General features: G+C 70.1%; 21 protein-coding genes and 1 pseudogene. 9 read left to right on the forward strand and 13 right to left on the reverse strand.

Annotated elements, in window-relative coordinates; genetic code table 11:
• Positions 1 to 2 precede the first annotated feature (2 nt).
• The 3 genes from AB0E90_RS02355 to AB0E90_RS02365 form a co-directional block, all read right to left on the reverse strand.
• Complete coding sequence (locus AB0E90_RS02355) at positions 3 to 707, reverse strand: ATP-binding protein (protein ID WP_360399414.1); 705 nt, start codon at positions 705 to 707, stop codon at positions 3 to 5.
• An 82-nt stretch (positions 708 to 789) separates the two neighbouring features.
• Positions 790 to 1,794 carry an SDR family oxidoreductase gene (locus AB0E90_RS02360; protein WP_360398112.1) on the reverse strand — a complete coding sequence of 335 codons (1,005 nt, stop codon included), beginning with the start codon at positions 1,792 to 1,794 and terminating at the stop codon, positions 790 to 792.
• Between the two features lie 61 nt (positions 1,795 to 1,855).
• On the reverse strand, positions 1,856 to 3,136 hold the full coding sequence (locus tag AB0E90_RS02365; protein WP_360398114.1) for a vWA domain-containing protein: 1,281 nt from the start codon (positions 3,134 to 3,136) through the stop codon (positions 1,856 to 1,858).
• A gap of 176 nt (positions 3,137 to 3,312) precedes the next feature.
• On the opposite strand from AB0E90_RS02365, the gene wrbA reads away from it, so the two are divergent.
• Entirely contained in the window at positions 3,313 to 3,918 is a 606-nt protein-coding gene (wrbA, locus tag AB0E90_RS02370; RefSeq protein WP_360398116.1) for an NAD(P)H:quinone oxidoreductase, read from the forward strand.
• Here the strand turns inward: wrbA and AB0E90_RS02375 are convergent.
• Positions 3,890 to 4,786 (reverse strand): LysR substrate-binding domain-containing protein, encoded by an 897-nt coding sequence (locus AB0E90_RS02375; protein WP_360398118.1) that lies wholly within the window; start codon positions 4,784 to 4,786, stop codon positions 3,890 to 3,892. The genes wrbA and AB0E90_RS02375 overlap by 29 nt on opposite strands.
• 71 nt (positions 4,787 to 4,857) lie before the next feature.
• Between AB0E90_RS02375 and AB0E90_RS02380 the strand changes: the two genes are divergently transcribed.
• Genes AB0E90_RS02380 through AB0E90_RS02390 form a run of 3 tightly spaced genes read left to right on the forward strand, consistent with a single transcriptional unit; the run spans position 4,858 to position 7,318 of the window.
• Entirely contained in the window at positions 4,858 to 6,033 is a 1,176-nt protein-coding gene (locus AB0E90_RS02380; protein ID WP_360398120.1) for a thiolase family protein, read from the forward strand.
• Positions 6,030 to 6,689, forward strand: a complete 660-nt coding sequence (locus AB0E90_RS02385; RefSeq protein WP_360398122.1) for a 3-oxoacid CoA-transferase subunit A — start codon at positions 6,030 to 6,032, stop codon at positions 6,687 to 6,689. Before AB0E90_RS02380 ends, AB0E90_RS02385 begins: the two co-directional genes overlap by 4 nt.
• Entirely contained in the window at positions 6,686 to 7,318 is a 633-nt protein-coding gene (locus AB0E90_RS02390) for a 3-oxoacid CoA-transferase subunit B (RefSeq protein ID WP_360398124.1), read from the forward strand. Before AB0E90_RS02385 ends, AB0E90_RS02390 begins: the two co-directional genes overlap by 4 nt.
• A gap of 85 nt (positions 7,319 to 7,403) precedes the next feature.
• On the opposite strand, the gene dhaK is transcribed toward AB0E90_RS02390, so the two are convergent.
• From dhaK to AB0E90_RS02415, 5 genes are read right to left on the reverse strand one after another with little or no spacing between them, the layout of a single operon-like run.
• The gene (gene dhaK / locus AB0E90_RS02395; RefSeq protein ID WP_360398126.1) at positions 7,404 to 8,399 is read right to left on the reverse strand and encodes a dihydroxyacetone kinase subunit DhaK; all 996 of its coding nucleotides are present in this window, start codon (positions 8,397 to 8,399) and stop codon (positions 7,404 to 7,406) included.
• Positions 8,396 to 9,019 carry a dihydroxyacetone kinase subunit DhaL gene (gene dhaL, locus AB0E90_RS02400; RefSeq protein WP_360398128.1) on the reverse strand — a complete coding sequence of 208 codons (624 nt, stop codon included), beginning with the start codon at positions 9,017 to 9,019 and terminating at the stop codon, positions 8,396 to 8,398. The genes dhaK and dhaL overlap by 4 nt, the downstream gene beginning before the upstream one ends.
• On the reverse strand, positions 9,016 to 9,882 hold the full coding sequence (locus tag AB0E90_RS02405; protein ID WP_360398130.1) for an HAD-IA family hydrolase: 867 nt from the start codon (positions 9,880 to 9,882) through the stop codon (positions 9,016 to 9,018). Before AB0E90_RS02405 ends, dhaL begins: the two co-directional genes overlap by 4 nt.
• The gene (locus AB0E90_RS02410; protein WP_360398132.1) at positions 9,783 to 10,643 is read right to left on the reverse strand and encodes a class II fructose-bisphosphate aldolase; all 861 of its coding nucleotides are present in this window, start codon (positions 10,641 to 10,643) and stop codon (positions 9,783 to 9,785) included. Before AB0E90_RS02410 ends, AB0E90_RS02405 begins: the two co-directional genes overlap by 100 nt.
• A 57-nt stretch (positions 10,644 to 10,700) precedes the next feature.
• Positions 10,701 to 11,447, reverse strand: a complete 747-nt coding sequence (locus AB0E90_RS02415) for a LuxR C-terminal-related transcriptional regulator (RefSeq protein WP_360398134.1) — start codon at positions 11,445 to 11,447, stop codon at positions 10,701 to 10,703.
• A gap of 11 nt (positions 11,448 to 11,458) precedes the next feature.
• Between AB0E90_RS02415 and AB0E90_RS02420 the strand changes: the two genes are divergently transcribed.
• Complete coding sequence (locus AB0E90_RS02420; protein WP_360398136.1) at positions 11,459 to 11,737, forward strand: hypothetical protein; 279 nt, start codon at positions 11,459 to 11,461, stop codon at positions 11,735 to 11,737.
• Between the two features lie 150 nt (positions 11,738 to 11,887).
• On the opposite strand, the gene AB0E90_RS02425 is transcribed toward AB0E90_RS02420, so the two are convergent.
• The 4 genes and pseudogenes from AB0E90_RS02425 to AB0E90_RS02440 form a co-directional block, all read right to left on the reverse strand.
• Complete coding sequence (locus tag AB0E90_RS02425; RefSeq protein ID WP_360398138.1) at positions 11,888 to 12,430, reverse strand: hypothetical protein; 543 nt, start codon at positions 12,428 to 12,430, stop codon at positions 11,888 to 11,890.
• A gap of 78 nt (positions 12,431 to 12,508) precedes the next feature.
• Positions 12,509 to 12,973: a hypothetical protein gene (locus tag AB0E90_RS02430; RefSeq protein WP_360398140.1), complete on the reverse strand. Its 465-nt coding sequence runs from the start codon at positions 12,971 to 12,973 to the stop codon at positions 12,509 to 12,511.
• A gap of 90 nt (positions 12,974 to 13,063) precedes the next feature.
• The gene (locus tag AB0E90_RS02435; RefSeq protein ID WP_360399504.1) at positions 13,064 to 13,453 is read right to left on the reverse strand and encodes a hypothetical protein; all 390 of its coding nucleotides are present in this window, start codon (positions 13,451 to 13,453) and stop codon (positions 13,064 to 13,066) included.
• Positions 13,454 to 13,552: 99 nt separating this feature from the next.
• Positions 13,553 to 13,759: pseudogene (locus AB0E90_RS02440) on the reverse strand (helix-turn-helix transcriptional regulator); the annotation flags it as partial.
• Positions 13,760 to 13,872: 113 nt separating this feature from the next.
• Here AB0E90_RS02440 and AB0E90_RS02445 point away from each other — a divergent pair.
• The 4 genes from AB0E90_RS02445 (at position 13,873) to crcB (ending at position 16,588) form a co-directional block, all read left to right on the forward strand.
• Positions 13,873 to 14,835, forward strand: a complete 963-nt coding sequence (locus AB0E90_RS02445) for a helix-turn-helix domain-containing protein (protein WP_360398142.1) — start codon at positions 13,873 to 13,875, stop codon at positions 14,833 to 14,835.
• A gap of 97 nt (positions 14,836 to 14,932) precedes the next feature.
• Complete coding sequence (locus tag AB0E90_RS02450; protein ID WP_360398144.1) at positions 14,933 to 15,733, forward strand: alpha/beta hydrolase; 801 nt, start codon at positions 14,933 to 14,935, stop codon at positions 15,731 to 15,733.
• A 100-nt stretch (positions 15,734 to 15,833) separates the two neighbouring features.
• Positions 15,834 to 16,232: a CrcB family protein gene (locus AB0E90_RS02455; protein ID WP_360398146.1), complete on the forward strand. Its 399-nt coding sequence runs from the start codon at positions 15,834 to 15,836 to the stop codon at positions 16,230 to 16,232.
• Positions 16,229 to 16,588 (forward strand): fluoride efflux transporter CrcB, encoded by a 360-nt coding sequence (gene crcB / locus AB0E90_RS02460; protein WP_360398148.1) that lies wholly within the window; start codon positions 16,229 to 16,231, stop codon positions 16,586 to 16,588. The genes AB0E90_RS02455 and crcB overlap by 4 nt, the downstream gene beginning before the upstream one ends.
• Positions 16,589 to 16,619 lie beyond the last annotated feature (31 nt).

Genomic DNA, 16,619 nt, shown 5'->3' on the forward strand with positions numbered 1-16,619 from the left:
CGTCAGAAGTTCAGCGTGGCCCGAACGACCTTGCCGTCCCGCGCGGGCAGCCAGCCCCAGTCGGTCGCGACGGTGCTCACCAGCATCAGCCCGCGGCCGCGCTCGGCCGCCGCGGCCACCGGGCGCTCGACCGGCTCGCCCGCGGAGCCGTCCCGGACGGCGATGTGCAGGTGCCCGGCGCGCCGGGTGAGCCGCACGGTGATCATCGTGCCGGCGTGCTCGACCGCATTGGACACCAGCTCGCTGACCACCAGGCAGGCCGGGCCGACCAGGTGCGGCAGGTCCCACGCGGCGCAGGCCTCGGTGGCGAGATTGCGGGCGTGCCGGGCGGCCCCGGCGATCGGCAGGATCTGGTCGCCGATCCCCGGGACGGCCTCGTCCACCACGACCCGGGCCTCGGCGACGCTCCGGTAGACCGTGAGTCCGCCGCGCTCCAGCAGCGCCGCCACCCGTGGCGCCGGATCGCACGGGAGCAACGGAGCGCCCGGCCACCGGGCGCTCTGCTCGGCCACTTCCGCGAACAGCGCCAGGGCGGCGTCCTCGGCCAGTTCCAGGCCGGACAGTTCGAGCAGCAGGGCGGCGGGCTGCTCGGCGAGACACTCCAGCAGGGCCGTCTGCAACCGCGGGGCGCCGGGCAGGTCGAGGCAGCCGCGCACGGCGACGACGACGAGGCCACCCTCGTCGCGCGCGGTCCAGCTCAGCGGCATGATCGCCACTTGCCCACCTCCGTACGGGCCGGTTGCATGCCCCGCCGGCCCCGGAGCAAACCGTCAGCAGACTAATCCGCCGTCATCGAGTCACCTGCCGCCCGATCAGCCCGGCCGCGACGACCGCCGCAACGGAGCCGGCCGCGGCCAGCAGGCCATGGTGCTGCGACGCCCACACCTGCACGCTGCTCTGCTTGGACCGGTCGTCGAACTCGCCGTGCGCGCCGTAGTCGTGGCCCTGCTCGCCGTCGGCCGGCTCCCACAGGTTGCCCGGGGCGTTCGGGTCGTGCGGCTCGGACGTCTGCTGCGAGTCGACCCCGGTGCGGCCCAGGTAGCGGTCGAGGATGCCGGGGGCGATCGCGTTGGCGGCGAGGGTCGCGGCGGTGGAGGCGCCCACCCAGTACTCGCGGCGGCGGGGGTGGTCGGCGGCGTACACGATCGCTTGCGCGGCCACCTCGGGCTGGTAGATCGGCGGCACCGGCTGGGCGTGCCGGCCCAGCCTGGAGCGCAGCCAGGTGAACTGCGGGGTGTTCACCGCGGGCAACTGGACCATGGTGGTGCGGACACCGCTCTTGGCGTGCAGCAGCTCGCAGCGCAGCGACTCGTTGAAGCCCTGCACCGCGTGCTTGGACCCGCAGTAGGCGGTCTGCAGCGGGATGCCGCGGTAGGCCAGCGCGCTGCCGACCTGCACGATCGTGCCCCGGTCGCGGGGCTTCATGCGGGTGAGGGCGGCCCGGGTGCCGTACACGTAGCCGAGGTAGCTGACCTCGGTGACCCGGCGGAACTCGTCCGGCGTGATCTGCTCGAACGGCGCGAACACCGAGGAGAACGCGGTGTTGACCCAGACGTCGATCGGGCCGAACTCGCTCTCCACCTTGGCCGCGGCGGCCTCGACCGCGTCGAAGTCGGCCACGTCGACCGGCAGGGGCAGGGCCTGGCCGCCCGAGGCCCGGATCTCCTCGGCCGCCGCGTCGAGGCCCTTCTCCCCGCGGGCGAGCAGGGCGACCCGGTCGCCTCGTGCGCCGAAGCGGCGGGCAACGGCCCGGCCCACCCCGCCGCTGGCTCCGGTGACGACCACGACTGCCATGGTTCCTCCCTCATCGTCTTGTTCGAGGGCGGGATACCCGCGGCCGTGCGGGCTGAACCTGTTAGCTCGGCGTCATCGACGCGTCCCGCACTTCCTTCTCCTCCCAGGTGAAGGACGTGCCGGCCACGGTGACGGTGCGCTTTCGCCGCTTCTCCGGCGGATGGCGCCACCACCAGACCAGGATCTCGGCCAGTACGGCGATGAGCACCAACGCCGAGAGCCAGTACCAGAAGCTGCCGCGCTGGGCGGACAGAGCCGTCTTCTTCGGCTCGCCGGCCAGGGTCGACGTGAGAGTGAGGTCCAGCTCGTTGTTCAGCACCGGCGACCAGGAGGTGGTCACCCGGGCCGACATCTTGAGCTCGGTGCGGCCGTCGACCGTGAAGAACGGCCACTTGCGGCGCGGCCCGGCGTCCCAGTGGGCGGTGATCGGCACCTTGATCGCCTGGCCCGGCCGCAGCTCGATCGGGCCGCGCGGGACGGAGACGCGCACCCGGGGATTCGTGCTGGTGATCCGGAACTTGTCCAGCGTCACCGGCACGTACTTCAGCGGCGACTTGACCTCCACCTCGGTGACCGACCGGCCGTGCGGGACGCCGCCGTACTCCGGCCAGTTGACCCGGATGGGCTTGACCAGGTCGCCGGCCAGCAGGTTGCGGGCCTTGATCCGCCGGGCCGAGTCGCGGACCTGGCCCAGCATCGCGGGCAGGTCGTCGATCGTGGTCTCGGGCACCACGGTGGCGGCGGACCAGACCTTCGTCAGCAGCGGGGCACTGGTCACCTCCGCGAGCGGGATCGCCCACGCGTCGACCCGCTGCCACACCGCGCGCGCCTGCTTGGCGAGCGCTTTCCACTCGGCGCCCTGGGCTGCATTGGTCGCGTCCGGGCCGGCCGTGATCAGCAGGACCGTGGCCAGGCCGGGCGCCGTCGGGCGGCGCAGCGTCGAGATGGTGGCGTCCACGGCCGTACCGAGGTCGGCCGGGCCACCGAGGGGCGCTGGAGGAAGCGAATCGATCATCCGGCCGGGGTTCGTTCCGACACGCTGCGTAGCCGTGACGGTCGCGTTCCTCGCGTACGCGACGAGTGTCACCTGATCGACCGGCGCCAGGGTCTTGAGGTAGCCGGCCAGGCTCTCCTTGACCCGCGCATAGCTGATGTCGTCCATCGAGGCGGACACGTCGATCATCACGACGACGTCCGCCGTCGCCCGGTCGACATCGTTCCCGACCAGGGCCAACACGTCATCGAGCGTCGGCGTGCCGGGCGCGGCCACGGCCGGACCACCACCGAACACCAGCCCCGCGAAGATCATCGCGACGGCGACAAGCCGTCCGAGGCGCCTCATTTCATGCCCCTTCGCCGTTGTCCGTCCCCCGACGGAACAGCGAGCCGATCATAACGATGACCGCAAAGTCGAAGGTTTCCCGGCGGTTACCGACCGTTTCGCCACAGGATGGCCGGGTACGGATCTCGCCCAGCGCCGAAATTTGGCTGACGCAGCAACTTCGAAGGGACCTCTCGATGGCTCAGGTCAAGCTCTCCGTCATCTACTATTCATCCACCGGCACCCTGCACGCGATGGCGCAGCGCGCCGCGCAGGCCGGCGAGAAGGCCGGGGCCGAGGTGCGCCTGCGGCAGGTGGCCGAGCTGGCGCCGGCCGAGGCGATCGCCTCCAACGCGGCGTGGAGCCAGCACTTCGACGCCACCAAGAACGAGCCGAAGGCGACCGCCGACGACGTGGTCTGGGCCGACGCGGTGCTGTTCGGCTCGCCCACCCGTTACGGCAACGTGGCCAGCCAGCTCAAGCAGTTCCTCGACACGCTCGGCCCGCAGTGGGCCCAGGGCCAGCTCGCCGACAAGGTCTACGCCGGCTTCACCGCCAGCCAGACCGCGCACGGCGGCCAGGAGTCGACGCTGCTCGCGCTCTACAACACGATCCACCACTTCGGCGGCATCATCGCGGCGCCCGGCTACACCGACCCGCTGAAGTTCTCCGACGGCAACCCCTACGGCGTCTCGCACGTCACCGGCGCGAACAACAATGCCCCGCTCGGCGACGCCGAATATGCCGCGCTGGACCACATGACCGAGCGCGTCGTCAAGGTCGCCGGGAAGCTGAGCGCCTGACGATGATCTCCGCGACCCGGCGGACGGCGGGCGAGGTCTCGCCGGCCCGGGTCGCGATCGCCAGGCCGACCGTGACGGCGCCGGTCAGCTCGACGTAGGCCACCCCCGCCAGGGCCAGGCTGCGGACCGGCTCGGGCACCAGCGCGACGCCCAGGCCGGCCGCCACGAACACGACCAGGGTGGCGGTCTCGCCGACCTCGACGATCTCCCGCGGCCGGAAACCGGCCTCCTTGCAGGCGGCCAGAACATGCTCATGCATGGACGAGCGATGGCCGGAGAAGTGCATCACGAACGCTTCGTTCGCCAACTGCACAAGATCTATTTTTGTACGGGTGGCAAGTGCATGCCGATCCGGCAGCACCGCGATCAGGCGTTCGTCGCGCAACACCTGCTCGTCGATCTCGGGCCGTTCGATGCCGTCCGGGCGCAGGACCACCAGGTCGTAGGCGCCGTCTCGCAGGCCGTCCAGCAACCTCGGGCTGAGCAGCTCGCCGTGCAGCTCGAGCTTGATCCCGGGCAGTTCGTCGCGGACCTCGCGGGCGGCCAGCGGCAACAGGTCGTAGGTGGCGGTGCCGATGAAGCCGACCGACACCCGGCCGGCCTGACCCGCGGCGACCAGGGCCATGTCGGCCGCCGCCCGGTCGGCCGAGCCGAGCACCGCGCGGGCGTGCTCGGCGAACCGGCGGCCGGCCTCGGTCAGCTCGACCCGGCGGGTGGTGCGGCTGACCAGCTCGACGCCGAACTCGCGCTCCAACTGCTTGATCTGCTGGGAGAGCGCCGGCTGGGCGATGTGCAGCCGGACCGCCGCCCGACCGAAGTGCTGCTCCTCGGCGAGGACGGCAAAGGCGCGCAGGTGGCGCAGTTCCATAACCGTACGTTATCAATCGGTCTTGATTTGGTCTTGGCGTGAATGAGTGGATCGGGCTTACGTTGGACAACATGACTTCCGCCTTCCTGTACGCCGCGGCGCGCACGCCGTTCGGACGTTTCGGCGGCGCGCTGGCCGAAGTGCGCCCGGACGACCTCGCCTCGACCGCGTTGCAGGGCGTGCTCGGCAAGACGCCCGACCTCGACCCGGCCGCGATCGGCGACGTCGTCTGGGGCTGCGCCAACCAGGCCGGCGAGGACAACCGCAACGTCGGCCGGATGGCGGTGCTGCTGGCCGGCCTGCCGGTCTCGGTGCCGGCGACCACGGTCAACCGGCTGTGCGGCTCGTCGCTGGACGCCGCGATGATCGCCTCCCGGACCATCGAGTCCGGCGACGCCGACATCGTCGTGGCCGGCGGGGTCGAATCGATGACCCGGGCCCCGTGGGTGCTGCCGAAACCGTCCCGCGCCTTCCCCGCCGGAAACGTCACCGCGGTGTCGACCACCCTCGGCTGGCGCCTGGTCAACGACAACATGCCAGCCGAGTGGACGGTGTCGCTGGGCGAGGCCAACGAGATGCTGGGCGACAAGTTCGGCATCTCCCGGGAACGGCAGGACGAGTTCGCGGCCCGCTCGCACAACCTGGCCGCGTCGGCCTGGGACGCCGGCTTCTACGACTCCCTCGTGGTTCCCGTCGCCGGCCTCTCCCGCGACGAGGGCATCCGGCCCGGATCGACGGCTTCCAAGCTGGCCGCGCTCAAGCCGTCGTTCCGGCCGACCGGAACGATCACGGCCGGCAACGCGTCGCCGCTCAACGACGGCGCCTCCGCTCTGGTCCTCGGCTCCTCCGACGCCGCCACCCGGATCGGGCGCGCGCCTCTGGCCCGGATCGCCGGGCGCGGGGTGTCGGCCGTCGAGCCGCCGATGTTCGGCTACGCGCCCGTCGAGGCCGCCGACCGCGCTCTCGCCCGGGCCGGCATCACCTGGTCGGACGTGTCGGCGGTCGAACTCAACGAGGCCTTCGCGGTGCAGTCGCTCGCCTGCGTCGACGCGTGGGGCATCGACCCCGCCATCGTCAACGCCGCCGGGGGCGCCATCGCCATCGGCCACCCGCTCGGCGCCTCCGGCGGCCGCATCCTCGGCACCCTCGCTGAACGCCTGCGCACCTCGGGTGACCGGTGGGGCGTCGCCGCCATCTGCATCGGGGTCGGCCAGGCCCTCGCCGTCGTGCTGGAGAACGTGTCGTGACCGCGTCCTTCTTCGATTCGCCCGCTTCCGCGGTAACCGGCATCGCCGACGGTTCGACCGTGCTGATCGGTGGCTTCGGCATGGCCGGGATGCCGGTGCAGCTGATCGACGCCCTGATCGCCTCGGGCGCCGGCGATCTCACGGTGGTGTCCAACAACGCCGGCAACGGCGACACGGGCCTCGCTGCGTTGCTGGCGGCGGGCCGCGTACGCAAGGTGATCTGTTCTTTTCCCCGGCAGACCGACTCCTGGGTCTTCGATGGCCTCTATCGCGCCGGGAAGATCGAGCTGGAGGTCGTCCCGCAGGGAAATCTCGCCGAGCGGATGCGCGCCGCCGGCGCCGGGATCGGCGCGTTCTACTCCCCCACCGCGGTCGGCACGCCGCTCGCCGAGGGCAAGGAGACCCGCGAGATCGACGGCCGCACCTACGTCCTCGAATATCCGATCAAGGGCGACGTCGCGCTGATCGGCGCGTACCGCTCCGACCGGATGGGCAACCTCGTCTACCGCAAGACCGCCCGCAACTTCGGCCCGGTGATGGCCACCGCCGCGTCCCTGGTGATCGTCCAGGTCAACGAGATCGTCGAGACCGGCACGCTCGACCCCGAAGCCGTCGTGACCCCCAGCATCTACGTGGACCGGGTGGTGGCCGTATGAGCCTCGACAAGAATCAGATCGCCGCTCAGATCGCGCGCGACATCCCGCACGGCTCCTACGTGAACCTCGGCATCGGCCAGCCCACCCTGGTCGCCGACCACCTGGCTGCCGACGCGGGCGTGGTCCTGCACACCGAGAACGGCATGCTGAACATGGGCCCGGCCGCGGTCGGTTCCGAGATCGACCCCGACCTGATCAACGCCGGCAAGATCCCGGTCACCGAGCTGCCCGGCTCGGCCTATTTCCACCACGCCGACTCGTTCGCGATGATGCGCGGCGGCCATTTGGACGTGTGCGTGCTGGGCGCCTTCCAGGTGTCGGCGGGCGGCGACCTGGCCAACTGGCACACCGGCGAGCCGGACGCGATCCCGGCGGTGGGCGGCGCGATGGACCTGGCAATCGGCGCCAAGAGCATCTACGTGATGATGACCCTGTTCACCAAGGACGGAACCCCGAAGCTGGTGCCGTCCTGCACCTATCCCCTGACGGGTGTCGGCTGCGTCGACCGCATCTACACCGACCAGGCCACGTTCCTGATCACCAAGGACGGCGTCGTGGTCCGCGAGACGTTCGGCATCTCCTTCGACGAGCTCAGCGAAAAGCTGGCGGTGCCGCTGAGCGAGGGCTGAGCGGGGCTGACCAGCTTTGACGGTTCCCGGGCCGAAGCGAGCCACGCGGACAGCGGCAGCTGTCCGCGTGACCGGCGGTGAGAGCTCAGAAGACTCGGATGGCGGCCTCGGCCGGGGCCGTGAGCAGGCCCTCGATCTCGTCGTCCAGGCGGACCAGCGTCAGGGAGGCGCCGGCCATGTCGAGTGACGTGCAGTACTCGTTCACGTAGCTCCGGCCCACCGTGATGCCGAGCGACGCCAGTCGCTGGTGGGCGCGCCGGTACAGGATGTACAGCTCGCTGACCGGGGTGCCGCCCAGGCCGTTGATCATCAGGGCGACCCGGTCGCCGGACTCGTAGGGCAGGTCGGGGACGACCGCGTCGAGCATGTCGTCGAGGATCTGGTCGGCCGGTGCGAGTTTGCGGCGTTCGCGGCCCGGCTCGCCGTGGATGCCTACGCCGAACTCGATCTCGTCGGGGCCCAGTTCGAACAGTGGGGAGCCCTTCGCCGGTGGGGTGCAGGCGGTCAGGGCCACGCCCATCGTGCGGGTCACGTCGTTGACCTTGCGGCCGATGCGCAGCAGTTCGTCCAGGTCGGCGCCCTGTTCCGACGCGGCGCCCACCGCCTTGATGACGAAGAAGTTGCCGGCCACGCCGCGGCGGCCGACCGTGTAGAGGGAGTCCTGCACGGCCACGTCGTCGTTGATGGTCAGGATCTCGCAGCGCACGCCGTCGGCGTCGGCCATCTCCTTGCCCATGTCGAAGGCCATGCGGTCGCCGGTGTAGTTGTTCACCAGCAGCAGCACGCCTTTCGGGGAGGCGAGCAGTTTCGTGGTCTCGTAGACGTAGTCCATCGGGGGCGCGGCGAACACGTCGCCGGGGCAGGCCGCGTCGAGCATTCCCCTGCCGACCGCCATCACGTGGGCCGGTTCGTGGCCGGAGCCGGAGCCCTGGACGATCGAGACCTTGTTCTCGTACGGGGCGTCGGCTCGCATGATCAAGTTGTAGGCGGGGATGTACTTGAGGGTGTCGGGGTTGGCGAGGGCCACGCCTTCCAGCATTTCGGCGACGTAGCTCTTCGGATCGTTGACGAATTTCTTCACGACGTGGCTCCTTGCTTCCAGGTCTCGCTGATCCGTTCGGCGATTACCGCCAGCGCCGTGGCGCCGGCGTCGACCGAGCCCCGGCTGCGCTCGCCGGTGTACGCCGCGCGCCCTCGCTTGGCGACCATTCCGCTGGTGGCGTCGGCTGCTTCCCGGGCGGTGGCGGCGGCGGCCCGGATCGCTTCCTCGGCCGGTGCGCCCTCATCCAGCGCCTGCGAAAGGCGGTCGGTGAACGGCACCAGCGCATCGAGCAACGTCTTGTCGCCGACCTCGGCCTGGCCGCGCGCCTTGATGCCCTCGATGGCCGCGCGCAACATCGCGACCACACCGTCACCGTGGGAGGAGGCGGCGCCGGCGCGCATGAACGCGGTGCCCCACAACGGCCCGGACGTGCCGCCGATCCGGGACGCAATGACCATTCCGGTCCGTTTCAAGAACACCCCCTCGTCCGTACGGTCGAGGTCATCCCAGCCTTCGAGGAGCTTTTCGAAACCGCGCGCCAGGGAGTAACCGAAATCGCCGTCCCCGACGACCGAATCGAGGTCGCCGAAGTATTTCTCGTTCTCGATCGCGGTCTCGGCGATCGTCCGGACCACGTATTCCGTCGTGGTGATGCTCATCGGTCCCCTCCGGAAAGGCAGGCACGCAGGTCGTCGAGGGTGAGGTAATCGCCGGGCCGGGCCGCGCCACGATTGGCGAGCACTTCGATCGGCTTTCTCCCCGGGTCGCCGAGTTCCGAGACCACGAGCGTGGCCTCGGTGAAGTCCTCGTCGCGGGTGTATCCGTTGACCGTCACGAGGCAGCGCAGCCCGGCGCCGGTCGCCGCCAGCAATCCGTTGCGCGAGTCCTCGACGACGAGGGTGTCCTGTTTGTTCAGTCCGAGGCGAGACACGGCGAGTTGATAGATGGCCGGGTCGGGTTTCTTGGCCGGCACGACGTCACCGGCGAACACCGGCACACGCTCCGCGACCGATGAGCCGACCGCATCGGCCAGCACCGCGCGCACCGACTCTTCGGCGGACGTCGATGCCACCGCAACCGTCCATCCTCGTGCCAGCGCCGCCGCGATGATCCGGGCAATGCCCGGGCGAGGCGGAATCCGGCCTTCGTCGATTAACTTCCGGAAGGCTGCGCTCTTGGCTTTGTGCCAGGTCAGAAGCGCTTCGGTACGGTCGGAGTCACCGACCGCCGCGGCGAATGCGGGATCAGCGAACAGGCTCGCCATCCGCTCTTTCCCGCCGCCGATCGCCAGCTTCGCGCCGTATTCCTCCTCGCTCCAATGAGCCGGCAGCCCGAACTGCGCGAAGGTGGCGTTGAAGGCGGGCAGGTGGCCGTACCGCTCGGTGTCGGCGAGCACGCCGTCGCAGTCGAATACGACGGCCGTCACCAGGCACGCCCCGATCCGCCGAACAGCCGGATGTGCCGGCGCGCCATTTCCAGAACGGCCGACCGCTGGTGCTGGAACAGCGCGGGCGGATCCCATTTGTCGCGCTCCGAGGCCTCCCGCAGGAAGGACAGGCCCGACTTCATGAAGCTTTCCTTGAGCGCCGTCGAGATGTTGACCTTGGCGCAGCCACGGGCGATCAGGTCGGTGAACTGCTCGTCGGACAATCCGGTGCCGCCGTGCAGCGCCATCGGCACGCCGGTCGCCGCGACCAGGTCGCTGACCCGCTGCGCGTCCAATTCGGGCGCCTGTTTGTACTGCCCGTGCGCGTTGCCGAGGGCCGGCGCGAAACAGTCGACCCCGGTGTTCTTGATGAAATCGACGGCCACGTCGAGCGACTGAATTGCCGACGCCTCGTCCGAGCCGAGGTCGTCCTCGACGCCCTGAATGCCTTCGATCTCGCCCTCGACGTGCGCGCCGGTGCGCCGGGCCTGCGCCACCACCTCGGTGGTCTGCCGCAAATTCTCGGCGACGGCCAGTTCATGCGCATCGAAAAGCACCGAGTTCCAGCCCCCGGCAAGGCAATCGGCGATGACCGTACGGTCGGGGCAGTGATCCAGATGCAGGGTGACCGGCACGTCGACGTCGCGCATGAGGGCTTGGAAGATGTCGAAGAGCTGGCCCCGCCCGTACATCAGCACGGTTTTGACCGAGGTTTGCAGGATGACCGGCGCGCGTTCCTCGACGGCGGCCGCAAGGACGGCTTCGATGCTCAGGTCGTTGACGACGTTGAAGGCGGCGACCCCGTAACGGTCGGCGAAAGCGCGGTCCAGGATCTCTTTCATCGACACGACGGGCATGCAGCCAGTCAAGCTATCGGGCCGCCGATCGCGGTATGGGGTGTTTCCCCCATGCCGTCAACGAATCCAGCCGCCGTCCAGGGCGGTCACCACCGCGGCGGTCCGGTTCGAGGTGCCGGTCTTGCGCATGATCGCGCCGATGTGTTTCTCCACCGTCTTCGGCGAGAGCGCCAGCCGGGAGGCGATTTCGCGGTAGGTGAGGCCCTGCCGGAGGAGTTCGAGCACGTCGAACTCGCGCGCGGTTAACGGCGGTTCGTTTTTCGGCATCGCCGGCGGCGGCACGAGGCGCAGGGTCCGGACGATCGCGGCCGCCGCCGCCTGGGTCAGGATTTCCAGGTCGTCGACGTCGCGAGTGGAGAACGCCGGTGCGAAGGTCACGCTGACCGCGATCACCTCGCCCCGCCACCAGATCGGCACCGCCGCGGCCGGCCCACGCCGCACCGGATCCGCGCCGGCCAGATGCCCGGCGCGCAGTTGGCCGTACTCCGGGATGACCACCGGCCGGCGGCTCCCGAACGCCCGGCCGGTCGCCCCCTCGTCCAGCGGAAACGTCTCGCCGAGGTGGCAGAGCGCGCCGTACTCGGCGGCCTTGGTGTATTTCCCGGCCGCCGCGTCGATCAGCGAGACGCTGCCGGCGGCCGAACCGGCGGCGCTGCCGGCGGCCGAACCGGCGACGCTGCCGGCGGCCGAGCCGACGAGGCGCGCGGTGTGGCTGAGCAGCCGTCGCAGCACAGTCTCCAGCCGCAGGTCGCCATAGACATCGGCGATCGCGTCGGCAAGCCGGAACCCCTGAACGGGAGGCACCCCTCGAACCTATGTTTCGCGCGCTCGATCCGACAGCCCACGACCGGAAATCCGCACCGGCGGCGCCCACCACCCGCGAGCACGGCATGACCCTGACCGGTGAACGATTCTTCGTCTCCGTCCGCGGTGAGACCGCCGAGGAGGTCGGCGCGCTGTGGGACAAGCTCGCCGACGGCGCCGACATCGCCGAGAAGTACGGCTCCTCGCAGTGGGCGCCGGGGTTCGGCATGCTGACCGACTGCTTCGGCGTCACCTGGATCCTCGACGTCGCCACCTCGTACGCCGGCTGAACCATGCGTGTGCGCACTCTCGGCCGCACCGGCATCCAGGTCAGTCCCTACTGCTTGCCGCGAACTGGCCCGTTTGCCTCGTCCTGCCGCCCCGCGGCGCCCCTCCCGGCCACCCCCGTGGTGCCGGGACGGGCGCCGCGGCGGCAGGTGTTACCAGTGGTTGGCGTCGACGACCGTCAGGTTGCCGTCGGCCATTTCCAGGAAGGTGGCCGGGGCCATGCACTTGCGCAGCTCCGGGTCGCCGTCCTGCCGGGGGCCGGTGAAGCTGACCCGGTCATGGTGGCCGAGATCGGTGACCCCGAAGCCGACCCGGTCGCCCACGTATTTCTGCGACTCGGGGTTCGTCTCGACGATGACGCCGGTGACGGTGGCCGTGTTTCCGCCCGTCACCAGGCAGTCGACGGCGACGCTGTACCAGTACGTGCCGTAGCCGGCGTGGCTGTGCGACAGCCGCGCCGTGCCCCAGGACTGCGAGGGGAACGGCTGCTTCATCGGGTCGTCGTAGCGGGAGTGCGCGTCGACGCTGAAGATGATCTCGTCGTCCGGGAAGGCCGGGACGCTGACGTGGCCGGAGCCGCGCAGCGACGCGGTCCCGGAATCGGTGGCGCGACCGGCGGCAGCGGCCGGCGCCGCGGCGGTGAGCAGCAGACCGGCGGCCGCGAGCAGGGCGCCGTTTCGGAGGTGACGGGACATCGCAGAACTCCTGTCTCGAGCGGAACGCATCCAGTCTTTTCAATGGGTGCTGTGCCGCTCCTGAAGCCCGCTCAGCGCTCACTCAGGACAACCGCCGGCCCGCCTGATCGTGGGCCGGGCCGGCTCCGCGGCGCCCTTGGGCCAGACCACCTGCATGATGACCGCCGGCTTCCCGGCGACCGTGACCCGGAAGATCGCGGCGCGGTCCTTGAAACAGAGGTTGTCGACGATTCTTCCCGGCACCTGCGTGATCAGCTTGGTGGGATGAGTGGTGGCCGGGTCCACGCCGCCCACCACCACCTCGAGCATGTCTCCGGCCGGGTCGGCCTTGGCGTTGCACCGCATGATCAGGAAGATCTCGTCCTCCGTGTCACCGCCGATGTCGTGGGACTGCTTGCTGGTCCGCGCTCCGTCGAGGCAGTTGGCATCCGAGCGCCGGGCATCTCCCCAGTTGATCTCGGCACTGCCTTGGGCAGGTTCCGGGCCGCAGCCGGCTACCAGCATCAGAGTCCCGGCTGCCACCACACATCGAATTCGTCGCATGGGACGAACCTCCTTCCGGCTCCATTCCAGGCTGAGCAAGGCGCGAGCCGGGGACCAGTGCGACGGTGTCAGTTGACAAAACGCTGCCAGTCAATCGAGCTCCGCTCGATCGGTTTCGCCACAGGCGACCTCGGCGCCGTCGAAAAGCACCGTCACCCAGGCGGAGAACGCGCCCTTGCCGGTGGTCAGCAGGCCCCCGAAATGGTGATCGAAACCGTACTCGGTGGAATATCCGAGGCGCCGGTCATCGGCTTCGCGGGTGATCCCGATGGTGAGATCGACCCGGTAGCGGTGCATCGCGAGCATGTCGAGGCCGGGCTCGCCGAGGAACCGCCCCCAGGCGGCATGCGTGCCCGGGGAATGGCGCAGCTCGACCCGCCCGATGATGTGCCGCCGCGCGGCCAGCGACACCAGGGCGGCCCGGACGGTGACGGCGTCGAGATGGCAGCCGGCGCCCATCGGATCGTTGCCGTCGGCCACCTCCTCCTTCGGCCAGGGCACCGCGACCGACGGCTCGGACTCCAGCGAGAAAACCGCCGCATACGTACGCGTCCATCGGCCCCGCCATTCACCGACGTCACCGCCGCAGGCCGCCACAAAGGCGATCGTCACCTCGAGAGAGGGCAGTTTCCGCCCGCCGGCCGCATCCGTGATCGCGGTATGTGAGTAATGCGTTCGCCGCGCCAGGGAACGCAAACTCGTGATGCCCGCCGCAACGCGTAATCGTTCGAGATCCGCGCCGAACCGGCGTTTAAGATCGGCGATCTCCTCGGGTGAAGCGCTCATGATCCGCCGCTCCGGGTACGTCGTCGTCCCGTCATTCCATACCGGCGTCCGGCCGATGGCAACGCCGCCCGGAAGTGGGCACACTGACGACGACGGCGACGGGAGGCGGGCTCATGGGATTCGTTCTCGACACGACGGGGCTGCCCGTGCAGGAGCGGGTCGAGGCGGTGCACACCGCGATGATGTTCGCGTCGGCCCCCTGCCACGTCATCCATGAGGATCCGGGCGGCGACGTGCATGCGCGGATGGAGGTGTGGGACCTCGGCAACGCCACCATCTTCACGCACCGCTCGAGCGGGATCCGGCTGCTGCGCACGGCCAAACTGGCCCGCCAGGACGCCATGCCGGTCATCGCGCTGTCCGTGCAGAGACGGGCGCAGGGGCGGATCGAGCAGCGCGAACGGCAGCAGGTCGTGCCGCCCGGGGAGCTGCTCGCCGTGGACCTCTCCGCGCCGTACGACTATTCGTGGTCGGGTGACGGCGAAGCCGGTTGTCTGCAGATTCCGTTCGATCAGCTGGGGCTTCCGATCGATCTGGTGCGCCGGGCCGCGCCGGCGGTGAGCGCCAGTCCGCTCTACCGGATGGTCACCGATCACGTCGCGCATCTGGCCCGGGATCCGGCCGCGATCACCGGCGACGTCTCGGCCGCGACGGTCGCGGCGGCCAGCGTCGATCTGGCGCGCGCGATGCTGGTCTCGGCCGACCGGTCCGGCCGGCACGCCCGGCAGGTGTACGCCGAGACGCTGCTGCCGCGGGTGCGCGCGTTCACCCGCCGGCACCTCGCCGATCCGGACCTCGGCCCGGCGACGATCGCGGCGGCGCACAACGTGTCGCTACGGCGGCTCTACCAGGCCTGTTCCGACGCCGGGTTCAGCCTCGAACAGTGGATCATTCAAGAGCGGCTTCAGCGCGTACGCCATGAATTGACCCAACCGCAACGGCGGCACCTGCCGATCGCCGCCGTCGCGCGGCGCTGGGGTTTCCGCGACGCCACCCACTTCACCCGGCGATTCAAGGCGCGGTACGGCATGACCCCGAGCCAGTGGCGGCGGTCGGCCGAGGCCGCACGCGAGTAGGACCGCAGCGAGGGCCGACAACCGCGCACGCACAGCCGATTCCCGGCGCGAACTCCTGGTTACGGTCGGCCCGGCCGGCCTTCTCGAGGGAGTTCGCATGAGCACGATCGTCCTGGTTCACGGTCTCTGGGTGACCCCGCGCAGCTGGGAACACTGGGTGCCCTATCTGGAGGCGAAGGGCCACACCGTGGTGACCCCGGCCTATCCCGGTTTCGAGGTCGAGGTGGAGGCGCTGCGGGCGGATCCGGCCCCGATCGCCACGCTGACGGTCCCGGAGACCATCGCCCACCTGGAGAAGGTCATCGCGGCGCTGCCGGAGAAGCCGATCATCATGGGCCACTCGTTCGGCGGCACCCTCACTCAGCTGCTGCTCGACCACGGGCACGGGGCGGCGGGCGTGGTCATCGACTCGGCGCCGACCGAGGGCATCCGGGTGAGCCCGCCGTCGCAGCTCAAGTCGCTGTTCCCGATCCTGGGCAACCCGGCGAAACGCCACCAGGCTGCCGGATTCACCCCGGACCAGTGGCACTACGCATTCGGCAACACACTGTCCGAAGAGGACTCGCTGGCGGCGTACGAGCGGTACGCGATCGCGGCGCCGGGCAGCTGGGTCTGGGCGTACGGGCTGATCGCGAACTTCAAGCCGGGCAGGCAGGAGACCTGGGTGAACTACCGCAACCCGGACCGGGCGCCGCTGCTGTTCATCGCGGGCGGTGCGGACCACATCATGCCGCCGTCGGTGAACCGCTCCAACGCCCACCACTACCAGGGCGAGGGAACCGTCACCGACTTCCTCGAGGTGCCCGGCCGGTCGCACTGGACCTGCGCGGAGCCGGGCTGGGAGCAGATCGCCGACGCCGCCCTCGACTGGGCGGTGGAGCACGCCAAGGAGCGCTGATAGCGTGTGATCACGGCGGTGGGGCCCGCCGACCCCAACGCCGGGGTGAACCGCGCCGCTGCCAACGGTCCCTGCCAGTGTTCCCTGGTAGGGAGAAGTTATGGAGCAGCAGAAGCGGACACCGGTGCTGGCCGCGATCTCCGCGGGCGGCGTGCTCGGTGCGCTCGCCCGCTACGGGATCGCCGCGGCGTGGCCGCACGACCCCGGCGGTTTTCCCTGGTCGACGCTGGTGATCAACGTGACCGGGTGCTTCCTCATCGGGGTGCTCATGGTGATCGTCACCCGGGTGACGCCGAACCAGCGGCTGCTGCGGCCGTTCGTCGGGGTGGGCATTCTCGGCGGCTACACGACGTTCTCCACCTACATCGTCGACATCTACCGGGCGGCCGAGGCCGGCGCGCCCTGGGTGGCGCTGGCCTATCTCGGGTCGACCCTGGTCGGGGCGATGCTGGCGGTCGCGGCCGGCAGCGCGCTGACGAGCCGGCTGGTGACGCGATGACGCTGCTGCTGGTGGCGCTCGGGGCCGCGGTCGGCGCGCCGCTGCGCTATCTGACCGACCGGGCGATCCAGGCCCGGCACGACTCGGCGTTTCCGTGGGGCACTCTGACGGTCAACGTGCTGGGGTCCTTCGTGCTGGGCCTGCTCACGGCCATTCCGGCGAGCGACAAGTTAACCGCGATTCTCGGAACCGGGTTCTGCGGGGCGCTCACGACGTATTCGACGTTCAGCTACGAGACGCTGAAGCTGACCCAGGACGGCAACCGGTTCTTCGCGGCCGCCAACATCGTCGTGTCGGTCGTCGCGGGGCTCGGCGCCGCGGCCGCCGGGCTCATCCTGGGGATGGCCGTCAGCTGAACGTGAGGTAAACGCCACAGCCGGAAAACAG

It is taken from the genome of Actinoplanes sp. NPDC026619 (genome assembly GCF_040638295.1).
Classification (GTDB): Bacteria; Actinomycetota; Actinomycetes; order Mycobacteriales; family Micromonosporaceae; genus Actinoplanes.

Excerpts from the sequence above, each read along its gene's own strand:
- AB0E90_RS02355 (WP_360399414.1), bottom strand. The coding sequence starts at position 707 with ATGCCGCTGAGCTGGACCGCGCGCGACGAGGGTGGCCTCGTCGTCGTC.
- AB0E90_RS02410 (WP_360398132.1), bottom strand. The coding sequence starts at position 10,643 with ATGCCCGTCGTGTCGATGAAAGAGATCCTGGACCGCGCTTTCGCCGAC.
- AB0E90_RS02430 (WP_360398140.1), bottom strand. The coding sequence starts at position 12,973 with ATGCGACGAATTCGATGTGTGGTGGCAGCCGGGACTCTGATGCTGGTA.
- AB0E90_RS02390 (WP_360398124.1), top strand. The coding sequence starts at position 6,686 with ATGAGCCTCGACAAGAATCAGATCGCCGCTCAGATCGCGCGCGACATC.
- crcB (WP_360398148.1), top strand. The coding sequence starts at position 16,229 with ATGACGCTGCTGCTGGTGGCGCTCGGGGCCGCGGTCGGCGCGCCGCTG.
- AB0E90_RS02455 (WP_360398146.1), top strand. The coding sequence starts at position 15,834 with ATGGAGCAGCAGAAGCGGACACCGGTGCTGGCCGCGATCTCCGCGGGC.
- AB0E90_RS02360 (WP_360398112.1), bottom strand. The coding sequence starts at position 1,794 with ATGGCAGTCGTGGTCGTCACCGGAGCCAGCGGCGGGGTGGGCCGGGCC.
- wrbA (WP_360398116.1), top strand. The coding sequence starts at position 3,313 with ATGGCTCAGGTCAAGCTCTCCGTCATCTACTATTCATCCACCGGCACC.
- AB0E90_RS02380 (WP_360398120.1), top strand. The coding sequence starts at position 4,858 with ATGACTTCCGCCTTCCTGTACGCCGCGGCGCGCACGCCGTTCGGACGT.
- AB0E90_RS02425 (WP_360398138.1), bottom strand. The coding sequence starts at position 12,430 with ATGTCCCGTCACCTCCGAAACGGCGCCCTGCTCGCGGCCGCCGGTCTG.
- AB0E90_RS02405 (WP_360398130.1), bottom strand. The coding sequence starts at position 9,882 with ATGGGATCCGCCCGCGCTGTTCCAGCACCAGCGGTCGGCCGTTCTGGA.
- AB0E90_RS02445 (WP_360398142.1), top strand. The coding sequence starts at position 13,873 with ATGGGATTCGTTCTCGACACGACGGGGCTGCCCGTGCAGGAGCGGGTC.
- AB0E90_RS02365 (WP_360398114.1), bottom strand. The coding sequence starts at position 3,136 with ATGAGGCGCCTCGGACGGCTTGTCGCCGTCGCGATGATCTTCGCGGGG.
- dhaL (WP_360398128.1), bottom strand. The coding sequence starts at position 9,019 with ATGAGCATCACCACGACGGAATACGTGGTCCGGACGATCGCCGAGACC.
- AB0E90_RS02375 (WP_360398118.1), bottom strand. The coding sequence starts at position 4,786 with ATGGAACTGCGCCACCTGCGCGCCTTTGCCGTCCTCGCCGAGGAGCAG.
- AB0E90_RS02420 (WP_360398136.1), top strand. The coding sequence starts at position 11,459 with ATGTTTCGCGCGCTCGATCCGACAGCCCACGACCGGAAATCCGCACCG.
- AB0E90_RS02450 (WP_360398144.1), top strand. The coding sequence starts at position 14,933 with ATGAGCACGATCGTCCTGGTTCACGGTCTCTGGGTGACCCCGCGCAGC.